Source organism: Nitrosomonas sp. JL21, from assembly GCF_009833095.1.
Lineage (GTDB): Bacteria > Pseudomonadota > Gammaproteobacteria > Burkholderiales > Nitrosomonadaceae > Nitrosomonas.
Genome location: NZ_QRCB01000024.1, coordinates 1 through 18964, shown reverse-complemented (window position 1 = coordinate 18964; position 18964 = coordinate 1). Strand labels below are relative to the sequence as shown.

The 18964-nt window shown below is 49.7% G+C and carries 14 protein-coding genes; 13 read left to right on the top strand and 1 reads right to left on the bottom strand.

The window, feature by feature from the left end; translation table 11 throughout:
* Window positions 1-2: 2 nt before the first annotated feature.
* The 8 genes from ABF87_RS08350 to ABF87_RS08315 all read left to right on the top strand — a co-directional run bounded on the left by ABF87_RS08350 (window position 3) and on the right by ABF87_RS08315 (window position 7966).
* On the top strand, window positions 3-791 hold the full coding sequence (locus ABF87_RS08350; RefSeq protein ID WP_160828673.1) for an SPOR domain-containing protein: 789 nt from the start codon (window positions 3-5) through the stop codon (window positions 789-791).
* 91 nt (window positions 792-882) lie between these two features.
* Window positions 883-1521, top strand: coding sequence for a thiol:disulfide interchange protein DsbA/DsbL (locus ABF87_RS08345; RefSeq protein ID WP_160828672.1), 639 nt, complete (start codon window positions 883-885; stop codon window positions 1519-1521).
* 80 nt (window positions 1522-1601) lie between these two features.
* Window positions 1602-2219, top strand: coding sequence for a guanylate kinase (gmk, locus tag ABF87_RS08340; RefSeq protein ID WP_160828671.1), 618 nt, complete (start codon window positions 1602-1604; stop codon window positions 2217-2219).
* Between the two features lie 151 nt (window positions 2220-2370).
* A complete protein-coding gene (gene rpoZ / locus ABF87_RS08335; protein WP_160828670.1) occupies window positions 2371-2577 on the top strand; it encodes a DNA-directed RNA polymerase subunit omega in 207 nt (68 codons plus the stop codon).
* 416 nt (window positions 2578-2993) lie between these two features.
* Entirely contained in the window at window positions 2994-5099 is a 2106-nt protein-coding gene (locus ABF87_RS08330) for a bifunctional (p)ppGpp synthetase/guanosine-3',5'-bis(diphosphate) 3'-pyrophosphohydrolase (protein WP_160828669.1), read from the top strand.
* Between the two features lie 86 nt (window positions 5100-5185).
* Complete coding sequence (locus ABF87_RS08325) at window positions 5186-6451, top strand: hypothetical protein (RefSeq protein WP_160828668.1); 1266 nt, start codon at window positions 5186-5188, stop codon at window positions 6449-6451.
* A 265-nt stretch (window positions 6452-6716) separates the two neighbouring features.
* The gene (locus ABF87_RS08320; RefSeq protein WP_160828667.1) at window positions 6717-6860 is read left to right on the top strand and encodes a hypothetical protein; all 144 of its coding nucleotides are present in this window, start codon (window positions 6717-6719) and stop codon (window positions 6858-6860) included.
* Window positions 6861-7240: 380 nt separating this feature from the next.
* Complete coding sequence (locus ABF87_RS08315) at window positions 7241-7966, top strand: PEP-CTERM sorting domain-containing protein (RefSeq protein ID WP_205012677.1); 726 nt, start codon at window positions 7241-7243, stop codon at window positions 7964-7966.
* A 159-nt stretch (window positions 7967-8125) separates the two neighbouring features.
* Here ABF87_RS08315 and ABF87_RS08310 read toward each other — a convergent pair whose 3' ends face one another.
* Window positions 8126-11512 (bottom strand): M20/M25/M40 family metallo-hydrolase, encoded by a 3387-nt coding sequence (locus ABF87_RS08310; protein ID WP_160828666.1) that lies wholly within the window; start codon window positions 11510-11512, stop codon window positions 8126-8128.
* A 147-nt stretch (window positions 11513-11659) separates the two neighbouring features.
* On the opposite strand from ABF87_RS08310, the gene ABF87_RS08305 reads away from it, so the two are divergent.
* The 5 genes from ABF87_RS08305 to ABF87_RS08290 form a co-directional block, all read left to right on the top strand.
* On the top strand, window positions 11660-12766 hold the full coding sequence (locus ABF87_RS08305; RefSeq protein WP_160828665.1) for a PD40 domain-containing protein: 1107 nt from the start codon (window positions 11660-11662) through the stop codon (window positions 12764-12766).
* Window positions 12767-12881: 115 nt separating this feature from the next.
* Window positions 12882-16055: an FG-GAP-like repeat-containing protein gene (locus ABF87_RS08300; RefSeq protein WP_160828664.1), complete on the top strand. Its 3174-nt coding sequence runs from the start codon at window positions 12882-12884 to the stop codon at window positions 16053-16055.
* A gap of 75 nt (window positions 16056-16130) precedes the next feature.
* Window positions 16131-16259: a hypothetical protein gene (locus tag ABF87_RS15280; protein ID WP_275689458.1), complete on the top strand. Its 129-nt coding sequence runs from the start codon at window positions 16131-16133 to the stop codon at window positions 16257-16259.
* A 68-nt stretch (window positions 16260-16327) separates the two neighbouring features.
* Complete coding sequence (locus tag ABF87_RS08295; RefSeq protein WP_160828663.1) at window positions 16328-17806, top strand: TIGR03032 family protein; 1479 nt, start codon at window positions 16328-16330, stop codon at window positions 17804-17806.
* 36 nt (window positions 17807-17842) lie between these two features.
* Window positions 17843-18964 (top strand): VCBS repeat-containing protein (locus ABF87_RS08290; protein WP_193568003.1); only part of this gene is annotated, 1122 nt, incomplete at its 3' end.

Sequence of the window (18964 nt, the reverse complement as noted above, 5' to 3'; positions counted from 1 at the left end):
TCATGAGTCGCGATTATAAATCTCCAAATTCTTCGAAATCAGCGAATGGAAAAGGCGGTTCAGCATTCTTCGGTGGATTTGTCGGCTATGCGCTGGGTTTGATGAGCGCCATCGGGATTTGGTTATATATCAGCTATGCACCCAGTCCTTTCTTGACTACTGACAAAGCCACTCAACCCACCGATAAGAACGAAATCCGTCCGGTCGCCGAACAGTCCAAAACACCAGTAAAGCCTGCCCAGGAAGAACTCGTCAGCGTCGTTGAAGAAAAACCACGGTTCGATTTTTATAAAATCCTCCCAGGTATCGATGAACCAGAAATCGATCCTAGTAACAAGCGGCCCGAACAACGTCCCACTGTGCCATCCTCCGCCACTGCCAAGGTTCCGGAAATTAGCCATAAACCGGTAGATACCTCGCCACCTGCTGTCGTAAATCAACCAACAGTCAATGCCGTCGATCAGAAACAGCAATTTGCTTCAATCCAACCGCGCAGTATGGCGCCCGACACGGCCCAAACTTCGTTACCGCCGCAGACCAAGCATACGAAACCTGCTGAAAAATATTTTCTGCAGGCTGGCTCCTTCAAGAACAATGATGATGCGGAAAACCTCAAAGCGCGACTGGCGCTGCTGGGGATGTATGCCTCGATACAGCCGATCAATTTGGCGGATAAAGGCGTGTGGTACCGGGTGCGGATTGGTCCATTCAATAAAAAGGAGGAACTCGACGAAGCAAGCGCTTCGCTGCGAGAAAATGGTATTGCTGCTCAGTTCGTCAGAACGCCCTAGCGAGTCAGGGGTTTGTTAGACTCAAGATGTGCAGAATTTTGATTTATCAAGAAATCCAATAATCCATCAGATGATTTTTAAAGGAGCTAAAATGAGTCAACGCAAGTCTCTAGCAGTTTTCTTTTTGATAGTATGTTTGAGTTGGATCGCAATGTCGGGAGTGCATGCCGAGGTTGTCGACGGTAAAGACTACACCATTCTGAAGAATCCCCAACCGACGCAGGATAGCGGCAAAATCGAAGTGCTGGAATTTTTCTGGTACGGTTGCCCCCATTGCTATAGCCTCCATCCTCACTTGAAATCCTGGCTGGCCAATGTGCCCAGCGATGTCAGCTTCCGCTACGTTCCGGCAATATTGCGGCCTAACTGGGTTACTGCTGCCAAAATATTTTATGCGATCGAAGCGATGGGAATCACGAACGATCTGCACGATAAGGTCTATGATGCCATTCATCGGGACAAAATTGATTTGAATAACGAAACCGTATTGTTCGATTGGATTGAAAAACAAGGCATCGATAAAAAGAAATTCGAGGCCACGTATAATTCATTCTCCGTTCAGAATCAGGTATCAAGGTCGACTCAACTGACGCGGCAATATCAACTGAGCGGCGTCCCAGCATTGGTTGTGAACGGCAAATATCTGACCAGCGGAAGAATGGGCGGCACACCGCAGGATACGATCAGAACATTGGATGCGCTGATTACCAAAGTGCGCAGTGAAAAATAAGCCGGTTCATGCGAGGAGTTTCGACGCATACGCTCTGAATTTCGAATTATTTTCACTCAAGACCGCTACCGGAAAATGACATGACAGAAACTACCGGGTCATTATTTATCATCAGTGCGCCTTCTGGCGCCGGTAAAACCAGTTTGGTGAGAGCGCTGCTGCAATCGGGTCTCAGCCTCAGCTTATCGATTTCGCATACCACACGGTTGCCGCGCTCGGAAGAAGTGAATGGCCGGGACTATCATTTCGTGAGTATGGACATCTTCCAGACCATGCTCGGTAATGGAGAATTTCTCGAAAGTGCCGAGGTATACGGCAACTTGTATGGCACTTCGCAAAAATGGATCAACGAAGCGGTAGCGGCAGGACAGGATATTCTGCTTGAGATCGATTGTCAGGGAGCCCACCAGGTTCAGCGGATTTTTCCATGCGCTGTGGCAATTTTCGTACTTCCGCCATCGATTGATGCGCTTGAGATGCGGTTAAAAACCCGTGGTCAGGATAATCCGGATGTCATTCAGAAAAGACTCGCGGCTGCGCGTGAAGAGGTGAGTCATATCCATGAATTTGACTATGTCATTGTTAATAATGATCTCGATAAAGCGCTCGGCGATTTACTGTGCATCATCAGAGCTGAACGCTTGAGAAGGGATCGGCAGCTACTGAAACACCGGTCGTTGATGGATCAGCTATCCTAACAAGCGCTGAAATACTGTGCACCCGGTCGGATTGCGTTGGAGTTGCAGCTTTTGCAGTGCCTTTTCCCGATTTTCCAGAACATGACATTCGCTTATAATCCCGGATTCATGAACTCCACATTTACAATTTTTAACTTTTGAGGTAACTACCATGGCAAGAATCACCGTCGAAGATTGTTTAAAAAGAATTCCCAACCGATTCGATATGACGCTCGCAGCAACAGCACGGGCGAGACAATTAGCCATCGGCTCGGCTCCGCTCGTAGAAGCCGCGCGTGACAAACCGACCGTCATTGCGCTGCGCGAAGTGGCGCAAGGTAAAGTAGGGATGGATATTCTCAATCCAAGAAGTCTGTAAACCCAGGCACGCTTTCATGCCGAGGAAGCTCTGGGAAAATGATTTGATTGATCTTGCGGCGTTGAAGTTACTTCACAACGCTCCTTGATCGTTCATAGATCGTGCTGTTTCACCTTCTCGTTTTGCCGGATTAACGTCTCTGTTTTTTCAAAAATTCCTTTGCCTTTTTACTGATTAATTTGCCAGAAGATGGGGTGATACTGTGCAGTACATCGCACGACCGCTGCTGGAAAGTTTCACAGTCCGAGTTTTCTTTCATAGGCCTTCTGGCATGGGCAGCTTTCATTCCAACTGAGTCCCAGCATATAATCGTTCTATTTTGTAGAGAATGGCAGAGATTGTGAATGTCGGCGCATCATTTACAATCTCTGCTGTCCATCGAATATAACGTGTTTTAAAAAAATCACCATTCATCCATGCCTGAAGCAGAACTTCTATTTTCTGAAACATCCCATTATCTGAAGCCGGAGGACGTTACTCAGCTCAAGAATGCCTATCTATTCGGCCAGGGCGCACATTCGGGGCAATTCCGCAAATCGGGCGAGCCTTATATTTCGCACCCTCTGGCAGTAGCCGGAATTTTGAGCAAATTGCATCTGGATGTGCCGACATTGACGGCTGCGTTGCTGCATGATGTCGTAGAAGATACGGACATTTCCAAGGCCGAGATCAGCGAACGGTTTGGCGAATCCGTTGCGGAACTGGTTGACGGCGTTTCGAAACTCACCAAAATCGAGTTTCAGACCCAGGAAGAAGCGCAAGCCGAGAATTTCCGCAAAATGTTGCTGGCCATGGCGCGGGACGTGCGCGTCATTCTGATCAAGCTGGCCGATCGATTGCACAACATGCGCACCCTCGAGGCGATGCATCCAGCCAAGCAACGCAGTATCGCCCGCGAGACGCTGGAGATCTATGCGCCGATTGCGCATCGCCTGGGCTTGAACAATATCTATCAGGAATTACAGGAATTAGGTTTTCGCTATTCCTATCCGACTCGCTACAAGGTACTGGTTAAAGCGACCAGAGCCGCGCGTGGAAACCGTCGCGAAGTGGTCGGAAAGATCCTTGAAGCAATCAACCATAAACTGAAAGAATCAGGCGTCGAAGCTGAAGTTTCCGGCCGTGAAAAACACCTATACAGCATTTATTCCAAAATGGTGGACAAGCATCTGTCGTTTTCCGAGGTGTTGGATATTTATGGATTTCGCGTCATCGTCAAGGATATTCCGGCGTGTTATGTGGCCTTGGGCATGTTGCACAGTCTCTACAAACCGATTCCCGGCAAGTTCAAGGACTATATTGCGATTCCCAAAAGCAATGGCTATCAATCCTTGCATAGCACTCTGCTGGGGCCGTTTGGTCTTCCGATCGAGATCCAGATTCGCACCGCCGAGATGCATCGGATTGCGGAAAATGGCGTAGCTTCGCACTGGCTCTATAAAGCCACCGATGGCGATTTCAATGACCTGCATTTGAAGACCAGCCAATGGTTGCAAAGCTTACTGGAAACACTCAGTGGTTCAACCGATTCACTGGAGTTTCTGGAACATCTGAAAATCGATCTTTTCCCCGGCGACGTGTATGTATTCACGCCGCAAGGAAAAATTCTCACGCTTCCTAGAGGTTCTACCGCCGTTGATTTTGCCTATGCCGTGCATTCCGATGTTGGTAATTGCTGTGTTGCCGTGAAAATCAATGGTGAGAATGCGCCCTTGCGCACGCAACTGAAAAGTGGCGATCGCGTTGAAATCGTCACAGCACCATATGCCAATCCGAATCCGGCTTGGCTGAGCTACGTCGCAACCGGCCGGGCGCGCTCGCATATCCGTTATTTCCTGAAGAATATTCAATATGATGAATCGGTGAAATTGGGCGAGCGCATGTTAAATCAGGCGCTGCTATTTTTTAATATCAATCCGGATCTGGTTACCGAAGCGCAATGGGATAAACTGGTGCGTGACAGCGGCGTCAAATCGAAAGACGAATTAATGGCCGAGATGGCGCTTGGCAAGCAGCTTCCCGCCGTGGTGGCTAAGCGCCTGACAGCGCCACTGGAATCCGTTTCCAACGAACAGGCAGCAGGTCCCATTACGATATTAGGCACCGAAGGATTGACCGTGCAATTTGCAAAATGCTGTCGTCCGATTCCCGGCGACGCCATTGTAGGATTGATCAAGAAAGATTATGGTCTAGTGATTCATGCCCATGATTGCTCGGTCATTTCCAGCAATCACAAGAACGCCGAGAATTATCTCGACGTTGCCTGGGGTAAAGACATCAGCAGAACTTTCGAAGCATGCATCAAGGTTACTGCGATCAACAAGCAAGGTGTATTGGCCCGTATTGCAGCAGAAATAGCCAGAGCCGAGTCCAATATCGACGATATCGCGATGGAAGGCGATGGGGATTACACGCAAATGCGTTTCATCCTGCAAGTCAATAACCGTCAGCATCTGGCCCAAATTCTACGTAGCTTGAGGCACATTAAGGAAATTGCCAAAATCAGTCGGGTCAAAGGTTAGCCGAACGTGACTGCATGATATGATCGTTACGGATGGGAATGTGCAACACTGCTTTTTTCGCATCAGATTTTCAATGGAGAACATGTATGATTCGACGCGCGCTCTGGTGGCTAGTGTTACTCGGCATCTTGGCGGTGCTTTCGGCTTGCGCATCCAAGGCCCAGCAGAAGAAATCACCGGATGCATCGGATCGGGCAAAAGCTGCCACGCCATTTGAACAGCTCTCGTTGAAAACCACCGCCAGAACGTCATTTGAAGACAACGGCAGATTCATTCTGATGGAAGGAACCAAATGTGTGCAGCGCGACAGCGGGGCCGAAGCGGCTACCGTCGTTGCCTGGATTGAAATGCCGCATTATGTGGATAATGGCTCCATCGTACTGAATGGATGGGATTTGCGCTACCTGCACCAGGAACGCGAAGTCAACTCAATGCGGGCCGATATCACGCACAGCAAACTGGTAAAAAATGCCGGATCAGCGATGCTGATGTTCGAAATACAAGGAAAGTTGGACGACCAGAATGGCAAAGAACCGTTTGAATTTTGCGTCTTTTATACTGCATTCGGGTATTCGTCGATATGGTTCGATGCGGCGATGGAAAGTGATTACAACGGGATTGAAGCTGCCGTGCAGCAGAAAAAGAATCAGGGCGCGGTGACGACGCTGGAGAATACCGGCAATAAAGGCACGCTCAAGCGCCATGATGCGATTGCGATCATTCCGCGCGGCTTCGAGTTCCGTTACGACGATGCCTTCGAGTGCGAATTCCGTTTATCGCCGTGCAAGTGGGGCGATCGGGTCGATTATCCTCTGTTGCAGATGGCTTACAGTCTTTCCCAGACCGGCGTATCGCCGAGCCAGGATGGCAGCCCGCATTGGGCTACACAAACCATATTCAAGGACAACGGCACGCGGACGCATGGGGTCAAAACGCGGGCGGCAGTGATTCGCGGCAGCAGCATCAAAGTGCGCCCCGACTTTCTGGTATTGAATCCCCGTTCCGCCAATGCTGGAAATTGCCGCAAAAATTCTGATGGCGCGGTGCGTACCCAGACATTTCGTATCGACGAATTACCTTACAATTATGCTGTACCGCTGCTGACCGGTTGGGATCTGTCCTATGAATGCGGGCAACAACGCGTACAGCGGGCTGGAATCTGGGTTCATGATGTTCGTTTTGACCCCGTTTCGCAAAGCATGGAATACAAAGTCTCCTCGATATTGCGTGACCAGGATGGCGCTCCCAGTTTCAACGCAACCCATCGGGTGACTGTGCTTGGATTCAACCGATTGTCTTCTACTGCGCCGTATCCCACGCCCGAAATCAATATCAAAATCAGACAGCACTGATGTAGCTGCGCCTAAGGCGCAGTAGTTCTAGATGTGGCGTTGTGGATTCAAATCCCTGGTTAGCCGCCCAAACAGTACTCAATTCCTTACATGGCTGCCGTGCCGCCACGCTTACAATGGCAAGTGCTGGTGCATTCAGACTCAATGAACCATCGGCACACATCGGCAATTTTCGTATTGATTGACACGCAACGCGAACCGTCATTCGACGAATGTCCGAATCAAGCAAAGTTTTCGAATATTTCCGGATCGAATGGAGTCAATCATGCGCAAAATCAGATTCATTCATTTGTTATTCTTGGTATTGATGGGAGCCGGACTGCAAATGTCAGGAAAAGCACATGCCAGCTATCTTGATCACATATTGCCGACAGATACGTGTGGACGCGTTTTTCACAGCTATGATTGATTGGTCGGGATGTGAATCAACTCAGACTTGGTGTTATTTATTGCGCGCTGCTATTGTAGGATTGATCTTCGCCTGTTAGCATTGCGTGGAGAAGTGCTGTAAAAATGAAATAGGTAAGGCCATGCAGCGCTTCTACAGGGGAAATACTTCTATACGTGAAGGCGAGTGTTGTTTCAGAACGAAACATATAGACCCGCCTTTATACATGCCTCCGGTTGAAGTGGGTTTTACTCCATTCAGTTAAACGTCCCATAACGCAAAACCAAAAACCCATTGCCTATCCTTGTCTTGGAGGGATGCGGGCATTTTTGGTAGTTGATCCTCATTTCTTAGCAGATTCTTTACGAACCCAACAATAAACTTTAATTGGAGATAGAAAGATGAAAATGAGAATAATCACTTCTTTAAGAAACCATTCGTTCATTATCCTGTTGATGAGTTTTTGCGGCTTTGCGCAAGCAGTGTCTGTTTCTGTTCCTGGTAATGCCAACCCTTACCTCGCGGGGATGCCGGACGGATCGACAGCGCCGCCTGACCAAGCTCCTGATCAATCCCCCATAGAGGTCAAAGGATTGAGTCTTTCAACCGGTGGAATCCTTACATTCTCAGGAGCTATCGGAGGCGTGAGCAATACCCCTGCATGCGTAGATACCAATTGCAGTTCCATAGACGGCAACGTATATAATGGCACGCTATTTTGGGATCATGAAGCAGGCGCCCAAAATGGCATATCCGATATCCGCGCACCGATCAATTCATTAATTGGCGTATTTTTAACCGATAGCGTTCCCAATTTGTCGCCTGCGCCCGCAGGATTGGATTTTCAAACCTTCGGACTCAATTTTACTACGCTGTCACCTCAGATCCAGCAGGTGTTCTTCATTGGAGATGGCATGACATCGGGGAATGTCATCCAGCAATTTCTTATTCCTGACGCTGCTACCCGTCTTTTCCTGGGCACAATGGATGGCACTGAATGGGTGAATAATAGCGGGGCAATTAGTATCCATGTTGCGCAAGCCATACCTGAACCCGAGATTTACATGATGTTGCTTGCAGGTCTTGGATTGATGGCTGCGCTGTCGCGTCGCCGTAGAATTTCATAGTTAGTGCTTTTTGCCGCAAGCCGCGGTTGATTTCAACAAGCACGGCCTTTGGCATTGCTGTTCTTGTGGTCGGTGGTCTTCGATACTGGCCGGACGCATGAATTCAATCAGGGCAGCATGGTTGAGATTCTTCGGCTGCCCTGCCTCTGGATGCAAACATCAGCGTTCAGTCAACGTAACATCAACCGTTTTTATTTCGTTGTCTCTCTGAAACTGTAATTCCACTTTTTCGCCGGCTTTCAGCGTGCGTAAAATGCTCGCATACGACGCAAGATCGCTGATCGGCTGGCCGGCTAGCCGCGTCAAGATGTCTCCCGTCTGTAATCCTGCCTGTTGCGCCGGGGAATCAGCAATGACATTGTCCACGCGAACTCCTTTACCCTGATAGGAAAAATCTGGAACGGTGCCCAGACTGGCGGTGCGTTTTTGTTTGGCTGCGGGTGGTGCCGGTTGAGCGGTATTCGCCGGCAACGCAACCGTCAGCGGTTCGATGCGATTTGCCAGATATTCGGCGGTTTCCTTCAGAATGGCGGCGATTTTGACCAATCCGGCGGAGTCGATTTTATCGACGGTATCTCCCGGCGCATGAAAATCTTCATGGGCGCTGGCAAAAAATTGTACGGCCGGGATGCCGGCTTCGATGAATGCGGCTTGGTCGCTGGAGCCGAAATCATCTTGTACGGCATTGACGGCGATGCCGGTCACAAACCCCGCGCCGCGCAAGACATGCACCAATTCGCGCGCGCTGCCAGCGCCGAATACGGTGACCGGATGAGTGGCAAGCCGTCCGACCGTATCCAGATTCAGCATCGCGGCGATCTTGTCGCGCGGATACGTGCTGGCTACCTTGAGGTAATGCCTGGAACCGAGCAGTTCGGCTTCCTCACCAGTGAATGCGACAAAAATGATGCTGCGCTCCGGTTGCCATTTCGGCACAATCTGCCGCGCCAGCTCCAGCATCACGGCGATGCCGCTGGCATTATCGTCTGCGCCAAAATGAATTTTCCCCTGATGCGCCGAACGCACATCCGGCCAGCCCAGGCCGAGATGATCGTAATGAGCGCCGATGATCAGGCTCTGGCCCGATAGTTGCGGATTGATTCCGGGCAGAATGCCAATGACATTGCGCAACGCAATCTTGCCTTTCGGAGCTCCGACATCCTGTTGCCAGGCTTGAATATAGCTACCGCCGTCGCCACCAGGCTGCAGGCCGATCTGCTGAAATTGCGCGGCGATATAATCAGCCGCGGTATCCAGCTCCGGCGTGCCCAATTCGCGCCCCTTGAACGCTGCGCTGGCCAGATGGGTGATATCGGCCATCATGCGGCTTTCCGAGAATATTGGCGGCAGTTCCGCCAACGCTCGGCGTGGCTTGATATTGAGCGCAGGAAGCGGAATTGCGGCATTGCCGTCGGGATCGATGATCCGGGTCAGCGGCGACTCGCTGACTGGCCACTGGCCTTTGTTGATATTGGTCAGCTCATCGCCATGCTTGAACACCAGATAGCTGTATTTGCGGTAGTGCGGCAATTTATGGGTGAGCTCGGCAATGGCCTTGGCATTGTCGGATGCGACCCACAACAATGTCTTATCGCTGCGCGCGGGTTGCCGCGCCGTCAGCACGACGGCATGTTCTGCTTGCGCATACTGGTGCTGTTCCAATTGCAATGAATGGTCGCGGTAAGCGAGATTCTGCCTGCCAGCCGCCTTCAGAAATTCAGGGCCGAATTTATTCTGCCAGCCCATCAACCATACGGTTCGATCCGCCGGCAGCGTTTCCAATTGATCATCTGCGATGACTTCCAACACCATGGATTGGGTTTTTTGCCATTGCGCGGCGAGCGCGCGGTAGGCTTGCAATAACGATGAGTCGGCTTTTGCAGGCAGCACCAGCAACGGTTTTTCGGCGCCGAAGCCCTGGGACAACGCCGATGGAATTTCCCGGTCATCGAGGCGCCTGAACAGATCGAATTGCGGATCGATATCGATGCGCACCGGACGGGCAGGGAAGTTCATTTCAACGGTCTGCATTTTCTGGGTGATGCTGACATCCGCTCGGCTCGCCGATTCCTCATCCTGCAAGGATACAAACACCGGCACGATCAGATCATACGGTTCGCCGGGCTGGGTTTGTTCGATCTGCGCTTTGAGCTTGAAACCTTGCGGAGTCGGTTCGAGGTCTGCTTGGCGCAATACCAGATTCGGCGCACCGGCACGGCGTACCCATTGGTCGAAATGCCGACTGAAATCCTTCCCGGCTACCGTGCTGAACGTGGTTTGCACATTGTCGAACGTCGCCTGTTTGAACTTGAACTGCTTGTACAATTGCCGTAACGCGCGTACGAATGTCTCGTCGCCCAGTTCCTGGCGCAGCATGTGGAAGAACATCATGGTCTTGCCGTAGCCGATGGCCTCCGAACTGGCGCTATGCCGTGATACGAATTGAATCAGCGGAAAATCCTTTTCCTTGCTGACAAAGTCGGCATATTTCTGCAATACGTCGCGTCGATATTCCTCACCCTTACCGCGCTGTTCATTGACGAGATGGTCGGCGAGATAGGCCGTCAATCCTTCTGCCCAGTTGCCTTTGGCATAATCGACGAAAACACCGTTGCCCCAGTAATTGTGCAGGATTTCATGCGGATAGGACGAATGCAAAATGAATGGAAAGCGGATGACTTTGGGGCCCAGCAGCGTGAATGAGGGCATGCCGTAGCCGGTTTCCCAGAAATTCTCGACCAGCGCAAACTTGGTGTACGGGTAGGGGCCCAGCAGCTTGTTGTACATTCCGATGTATTGCGCGGTGGTGTCGAGATATTTCTGAGCCAGCGCATCATCGGGACTGCGCAGGTAAACCAGGGCATTGACCGCGCCTGCGGATTGCGTGTAGCGATGATAGCGGCCAGCAACGAGATAAATATCATCCTGCGGTTGCTGTTCTTCCCAGATCACGATGTGATTTTCTGCGGTTTTGTGCTCGTTTACCAGCACACCTTGGCTGACGACATCCCAATCCGGTGGTACTTCGATAGCCATATGGAAGGACACCAGCGCATCCGCAAATTGCGGATACCAATGACTGGAATTGGCCAGAAATACGCCTTCGCTGGAAATGACGCCAGGGGTATAACTGAAACTGCGCGCATAGTCTTCGCCGGGATTTTTCAAGGCATGATTGATTTTTCCCCGGTAATGCACGGTGAATTCGGTCTGCTGCGGCGCCAGCGTGAGTGTGTAGTACTTGAGCGGAACAGGGCCGGCATTCGACGATCGATCATTTTCTCGCGCGAGGATGCGGACGCCCTGACTGTCCGTGATCGTCAAATCGCCATGCAGGCTGAATTCGAGCGTGGTTGCGCCATTCTGGTTTCGGACATGCTCGGGAACGCGGATGTGATCCGTTACCTGAAGTTCCGAGGTTGCAGGAGTCAGGATGATTTCCATGCGGTGGTGTATGGTCTGTTCGCCAGCCAAGACGCTGAGGCTGAAGAGCAAACCGTTCAGGACGAGGATGCAGGCGGCAAAAAATTTTAATGATTTGGGCATTATTCAAGTTCTCATCGAGTAATTTTTGATGGAATGATGGCAGTCGACAGGGTCGATTTTCACAGCCTGCATTCTATAACATTGCGTGTTTACTTTCTTTTTGCGGCTATGTTCTAATGGTTTCTTTTAACCCGGACATTTACCGCAATGAGAAATTTTCTTCCAACCCCTTTTCTGAGCAGCGCCTCGTTAGCAGTCAGCAGCTTCGTTTCGTTAGCTGCATTCAATGGTGTGCCAGCGCATGCAACAGATTTCATCACCGCCGAACAGCAACTTTCCGTCAAGGAAAAAAGGGCCGGGGAAGCCTACTATCGCCAGGACATGAAATGGATGATCTATCAGGCTGAAGTGGCCGACGACAACCCGTTCTACCAGATTTTCCTGAAAAATATCGACAGCGGGGCGGTGCAGCAAGTCTCGCCCGGACAGGGCAAAACGACCTGCGCTTGGGTTCATCCTTCGCAAGAAAAAGTGCTGTTTTCGTCTACGCATGAAGATGCGGGTGCAAAAGCCAAAATGCTCGCCGAGATCGAACGCAGGAAATCCGGCGAACGGCAGTCATATGCGTGGGATTATGATGAATTCTACGATATCTATGAAACCGATTTTTCCGGCAACAACATCCGCAATCTGACCAAGACCCTGGGCTACGACGCCGAAGCATCGTGGTCGCCGGACGGGAAATTGATCGCATTCGCTTCCAACCGCAGAGCCTATGCCAATAAGTTGACCGATGAGGAAGCTGCACTATTCAAAACCAATCCGTCGTCCATGATCGATATTTACATCATGGATGCCGATGGCTCGAACGTGAAACGTCTGACCGACACCAACACCTACGATGGCGGCCCGTTCTTCAGTCCGGATGGGAAGCGGATCGTCTGGCGCCGGTTTACCGAAAGCGGTCGGGAAGCCGAGATTTTCACGATGAACATCGACGGCACCGACCAAAAACAAATTACGCGCCTCAACGCAATGTCGTGGGCGCCTTTTTATCATCCCTCCGGCAAATACATCATATTTGCCACCAATCTGCATGGCCACCGCAATTTTGAACTCTACATCGTCGACGTCGACGGCGAAAAAGCCCCTGTCCGCGTGACCGACAAAGAAGGATTCGACGGTTTGCCGGTGTTTACCCCTGATGGCAACTATATCACCTGGACCAGCGATCGCACGCCTGAGAAAAAAGGATTGTTATTTCATGGCAAATGGGATCATCAGAAGGCATTGGAAAGTCTGGGGTTGAAATGAGTTGATTGCTTGCCGACCATTTTCCCCTCAGCAGAGTGACAAGTTTCTGTTTGTACCAATTTCAAGTTAGCTATTGATCAATTCAGCAGTTATAACTTTCATCGGAGATGACTTCATGGCGCAATCTGATCCCGTTTTTTCTTATGTTGGTGTTAACCCGTTTGGATTAAGTGATGTAGGAAATTTTGCTGCTCCAACCTTGGTTGATATTGATGGAGACAGAGACTTAGATGCTTTTGTTGGGAATGGCGATGGTAATACGCTCTTTTTCAAGAATGGAGGATCGATCAATGATTCTCTTTTTAATACTCCTATTACAAATCCATTTGGAATTACTGATGTAACTGATAACGCAAATCCCACGTTTGTCGATGTCGATGGCGACAATGATCTGGATGCTTTTATTGGCAATACCGAAGGGAATACACTTTTTTTTAGAAATATAGGGACTTTCAATACTCCTTTTTTTGCATCTCCTGTAACAAATCCGTTTGGATTGGTTGACGTTGGTTCGTATGCTACGCCATCACTAGTTGATATAGACGGCGATGGTGATTTTGATGCTTTTATTGGTAGTGGTGATGGTTCTGTGGAATTTCTCAGAAATATAGGAACCGCTTCCACCCCTACTTTTTCTACTCCTCAAACTAACCCATTTGGATTGAATTATATAAGTAGATATACAACTATCAATTTTGTCGATATTGACGAAGATGGTGATTTTGATGCCTTTGTGAGTTGGTATCATTATTTCGGTACTGGTGGAACATGGTTTTTTCGTAATGTCGGAACGCAACAAGATCCAGTGTTCTATCGCCACGGTTTGAATCCTTTCCACATAAATGCTGAAAGTACCTATACAAACTTAACATTTGCCGATATTGACGGAGATGGCGATTTAGATATTTTTGAAGGTACTTATTTTGGTAACACTTCTTTTTTCAAAAATGAAGGGACAGGCAGTAGCGAAAATTTTTCATTCGCTAGTTTTCACTTACCTACAACTAGTTATGATCCGATTCCTACTTTTGTTGATATAGATGGTGATGGCGATTTAGACGTTTTTGTTGGGCAAAGCTATTCCTATCCTGGAGATCCAGGCGGAGATACATTATTTTTTGAAAATATTGGAACAACGACTCAACCAATTTTTGACAATGCCCTGACTAATCCATTCGGACTGATCGATGTAGGGAGTTTTGCCGCGCCAACTTTTGTCGATATCGACAATGATGGAGATAAGGATGCATTTATAGGAAATGAAACTGGAAATATTTTATTTTTTGAGAATAGTGGAACTGCTGCTATTCCGTTATTTAATGCTCCCATATTTAGTCCATTTGGTTTGAGCGGTACTGGCTTTAATGCCAAACCCGTATTTGCAGATATTGATGCTGATAATGATCAAGATATATTTGTGAATAACAATTTTTTTGAGAATATTGGAACTAATAGCATTCCAATTTTTGCTGAGCCTGTTGCCAATTCGTTTGGTTTGAATGGATCTGATTTTGATTTCAAAGATGTTGATGATGATGGGGATTTAGATTCCTTAGGTTTCAATGGTTCTTTTTTTAGAAACATAGGAACATCGAATATTCCTTTGTTTTCTAGTGAAGCCAATCCGTTAAATATCCCAGAACCCGGCGGGCGTAGTAGTTTGACCGGTCAAGCATTTGTAGATATTGATGGTGATGGGGATTTGGATGTTTACGTGATGGGAATGTACTGGTATGCCTCGAGCTTTGCTTGGGATGAATTTCTAATTAATAATCATGCTCCTAATGTAGTCAACCTTACTATCCCAGAAGTGTATACCAAAAATAACCCTCTGAATCTAAAAGATGTTATCGTCACCGATCCTGATAGTACAATTATTAGCGTAAGTTTGACACTATCAAATAGTGCGGCTGGCAAACTGAACACGGCAACATCCGGCGGCGTGACTTCGAGTTACAACGCGGCAACCGGTGAATGGAAAGCCAGCGGTGCGGTTGCGAATGTCAATGCGTTATTGGCGGGGGTGGTATTTACGCCGGCAACCAATTTTGTTGGCGAATTCTCGGTCAACGCCAGCGTCGGCGATGACATTGCGCCGGCGCTTACCGGTACCAAGGACTTTACCGTGATGCTGGTCAGCACGCCCGGCAATACCGTTCTGACGGGCACTTCTTCAGGCAACAATACCATCACCTATGCGTCGTCCACTGGAGCCGTGACCGTTTCTCTGAATATCACGACCCAGCAGAATACCGGCGGGGCGGGGTTGGATACCATCACCGCGGTTGAGAACCTGATCGGTAGCGCGTTTGCGGATAACCTGACCGGCAATACAACCTATAACATTCTGGATGGCAGGGCGGGCAACGATAGTCTGCGCGGCTGGTCGGGCGCCGATACGATGATCGGCGGTACGGGCGATGACACGATGTATGTCGAGAACACGCGCGATGCCGTGATCGAGAAACCGAATGAAGGTATCGATACCGTCAGCAGCACCATTACATACACGCTTCCGGTCAATGCCGAAAAGCTGATCTTGACCGGCGGCAGCGCAATCAATGGCACGGGCAATGAGTTGGCTAACGTGTTGACGGGCAATAATGCCGACAATCAGTTAAATGGTCAGGCCGGTAACGATACTTTAAATGGCGGGGGCGGCAATGACACGCTGACCGGTTGGTCGGGCGCCGATACCATGATCGGTGGGCTCAGGGATGACCTCTATTTTGTCGAGAATGTGGGGGATGTGGTTACTGAGAGCCCGAACCAGGGCATCGATACGGTCAGCAGCCGGCTGACTTATACCTTGCCGGCAAATGTCGAAAACCTCACGCTGACGGGAACAACAGCGATCAACGGTACCGGGAACGGATTAGCGAACATCATTACCGGAAATTCCGCCGACAACCCATTGAACGGCGGTGCTGGCAATGACATGCTGGATGGCGGACTGGGCGCGAACCGTTTAACGGGCGGAGCCGGTAACGATATCTTCAAGTTTACCAGCATGGGGCCGGTGGATGTAATCACGGATTACCAGGCCGTCAATGACACGATCCAACTGGAAAACAGCGTTTTCACCGCTTTGGCTGCGCCGGGCACGTTGGCGGCTGGCCAATTCCGCATCGGGGCGCAAGCGCTCGATGCCAACGACCATGTCATCTACAACAGCGTAACCGGGGCTCTGATCTACGATGCCAATGGCAACGGCGCGGGTGGCGCCACGCAGATTGCCGCGGTCGGCACGGGATTGGCATTGACGTCTGCAGACATTGTCGTGATTTAATTGAGGAACTGAGTTGGTTCCCGATGTCCGGGGGTGATGATTAGGCCATATTGCCGGGAGTGTGGCTTTTATCACTTGTACAAGTGTATTGATGCGCTAAGCTTGATCGGTATCGAAGGAGTGGCAAAGCGCCAATGCGACGCACAGATTGCCACCGTGGATGTTGGATTGAACACGACTAATGTCGATATCGTCTTTATTTAATTCAACTTCAAGGTTGCCTGGAGGTAATTTCTGGTAGCCTGCCTTTTTGATTGAATCAACCGAACCCAATGACCCAACAAACATCCCCATATACTTCGCCTGCCGTTACCATGCATGGTTCTGCACGACTTTACCACTGGCTGGAGGAGGAGCAAATCAGCCTAGCGTTTACTACCTATCAAACCAACCGGCTTTTTCTGGTCGGACGCAAAGAAAATGGCCATTTAGCAGTCAATGAGCGTTTGTTTGATAAGCCGATGGGGTTGTATGCCAAGGACGACAGCCTCTATTTGGCGACGCGGTATCAGATCTGGCAATTGGAAAATCGCTTGGGTCGCAATGAACAATACCAGCATGGCGACCGCCTGTATGTACCGAGCCAGGCGCACACTACCGGTGATTTGAATGTGCATGATGTCGTCGTGACTGCAGCGCAGGAAATCGTCTTCATCAATACCGATTTTAGCTGCCTGGCCAAGCTCCAGGCTGGATATAGCTTTGTTCCGTTATGGCAGCCACCTTTCATTACCAAATTAGCGGCGGAAGACCGTTGCCATTTGAATGGCCTGGCCATGCAAGATGGCAAACCCACATATGTCACTGCCTGCAGTGAAACTGATGAAGCTGCGGGATGGCGCAATCATAGGGTCGACGGTGGCATAGTGATGCACATACCGAGCAGTGAAATCATCGCTCGCGGTTTGTCGATGCCTCATTCGCCGCGCTGGTATCAGGACAAGCTGTGGGTCCTCAATTCCGGTACTGGCGAGCTGGGTTATCTGAATGGTGAGCGATTCGAGCCGGTCACGTTTTGCCCGGGTTTTGTGCGAGGGTTAGCGTTCTGGAAGAATTTTGCCCTGGTCGGGTTATCCAAACTGCGTTCCAAGGCATTTACCGGTTTGACATTGGAAACCCGCTTGGCAGCCGATCAAATGACGGCCCAGTGCGGACTTGCGGTTGTAGATTTGAATACGGGCACGGTCGTGCATGTGCTGCATATTGATGGTGTGGTCGAGGAGTTGTTTGACGTCTTGGTATTGCCGGGAATTCGCCAGCCGCGGGCATTGGGTTTTCAGACCGATGATATCGATCGGTTGATTTCTTTTCCTGGTTCCGGCGGTTTGATCGTCACTAAACCTACCGTGAAACGACCGGGATTGAGCCAGCCGACCCAGACCGCCGGTTTGCCACGGCCTTCGCAGATCGAAAATGCGGAAGAGCTTCCGGTCAAATACCAGCGGGTTTATCATTTGACTCCCGAAAATCTGCTTCCCTATGAAGCGATGACTGAACCGAGTCTGCAAAAACGCTGGCAATCCCAGCCGCCACGTGGTGAAATAACCGGCATTGCGGCATCGTTGGATGGCGAACTGATTGGCTTGGTCATTGCAGAGGCTTGGCAGGAAGATGAACATCAGCATGCGGAATTATTATCATCCTATGTATTGCCCGCTTACCGGCATTTATCAATCGAACGAAAACTCCATCAGCATTTGCAGAAAGCGATTGATCCTTTGTCATTGCGAAATCAGCATGATCTTAAATAATAAGCATAAACAATAACCTATTTTCAGGAGATTCACATGGCCGATCCCGATTTTACCCTCAGTTCTATCAATCCCTTTGGCTTGAGCAATGTAGGCGATGACGCCAGCCCTAATCTTATTGATATCGATGGCGATAGCGATCTGGATGCGTTTATAGGTAATGGCAGTGGCAATACTCTGTTTTTTAGAAACACCGGAACGGCTACCAATCCAGTGTTCGCAGCCCCGAGTACCAACCCATTTGGTTTAAGCGATGTAGGGTTTTCATCGAGCCCGAGCTTTGTGGATATTGATCATGATGGCGATCTGGATGCGCTGATCGGTAATGATGACGGCAATATACTGTTTTTCAGGAACACGGGTAACGCCAGAAGTCCGGCATTTGCCGCGCCTAGCACGAATCCGTTCGGCCTGGTTGATGTGGGTTCATATTCGAAACCCGCATTTGCTGATATCGATGGCGATGGCGATCTGGATGTTTTTATATGTTCCTATCATAACCCGGTGCAATTTTTTAGAAATACAGGAACAGCCAGTAATCCAGTATTTACTGCCGAAACCACAGCATTTGGTTTGTTAAGCTCGTACTACTCGGAGCTGGTGTTTGTGGATATCGATGAGGATGGCGACCTGGATGCCTTTGAGGGGGCTGACAGTCATTTTTCAAGCAGTACAGTGTTTTATAGAAATATTGGAACATCAAGCAATCCGGTATTTGATGATCCAAGCAGCATACCATTTGGATTGGCAAATGTTGCTTCGAGAGCCAGTTTAAGTTTCGCAGATATTGATAATGACGGCGACACGGACGGTTTCATTGGCGGACGTGGTGGCAACACGGCATTTTTCGTCAATGATGGTTTGCTGGTGGCGAGTACGGCTGGGAACAATGTACTAACTGGTACGCCAGCACCCAATGATACCGCCACCTATGCGTCGGCCGGTAGCGGAGTCAGCGTGTCACTGTTGATCACCACGCAACAAAATACCGTGGGTGCGGGATTGGACACACTGACCAATATCGAGAATCTGATAGGCAGCAAATTCAACGATGATTTAACCGGCGATACCAAGAGTAATACGCTGACCGGCGGTGCCGGCAACGATACGCTGAGGGGGTGGAACGGCGCTGACATCATGAATGGTGGCGCGGGCAAT

Coding starts and splice junctions, on each gene's coding strand:
- rpoZ (WP_160828670.1), top strand. CDS start 2,371: ATGGCAAGAATCACCGTCGAAGATTGTTTAAAAAGAATTCCCAACCGA.
- ABF87_RS08345 (WP_160828672.1), top strand. CDS start 883: ATGAGTCAACGCAAGTCTCTAGCAGTTTTCTTTTTGATAGTATGTTTG.
- ABF87_RS08350 (WP_160828673.1), top strand. CDS start 3: ATGAGTCGCGATTATAAATCTCCAAATTCTTCGAAATCAGCGAATGGA.
- ABF87_RS08295 (WP_160828663.1), top strand. CDS start 16,328: ATGACCCAACAAACATCCCCATATACTTCGCCTGCCGTTACCATGCAT.
- ABF87_RS08330 (WP_160828669.1), top strand. CDS start 2,994: ATGCCTGAAGCAGAACTTCTATTTTCTGAAACATCCCATTATCTGAAG.
- ABF87_RS08320 (WP_160828667.1), top strand. CDS start 6,717: ATGCGCAAAATCAGATTCATTCATTTGTTATTCTTGGTATTGATGGGA.
- ABF87_RS08300 (WP_160828664.1), top strand. CDS start 12,882: ATGGCGCAATCTGATCCCGTTTTTTCTTATGTTGGTGTTAACCCGTTT.
- ABF87_RS08305 (WP_160828665.1), top strand. CDS start 11,660: ATGAGAAATTTTCTTCCAACCCCTTTTCTGAGCAGCGCCTCGTTAGCA.
- ABF87_RS08310 (WP_160828666.1), bottom strand. CDS start 11,512: ATGCCCAAATCATTAAAATTTTTTGCCGCCTGCATCCTCGTCCTGAAC.
- gmk (WP_160828671.1), top strand. CDS start 1,602: ATGACAGAAACTACCGGGTCATTATTTATCATCAGTGCGCCTTCTGGC.
- ABF87_RS08315 (WP_205012677.1), top strand. CDS start 7,241: ATGAAAATGAGAATAATCACTTCTTTAAGAAACCATTCGTTCATTATC.
- ABF87_RS08325 (WP_160828668.1), top strand. CDS start 5,186: ATGATTCGACGCGCGCTCTGGTGGCTAGTGTTACTCGGCATCTTGGCG.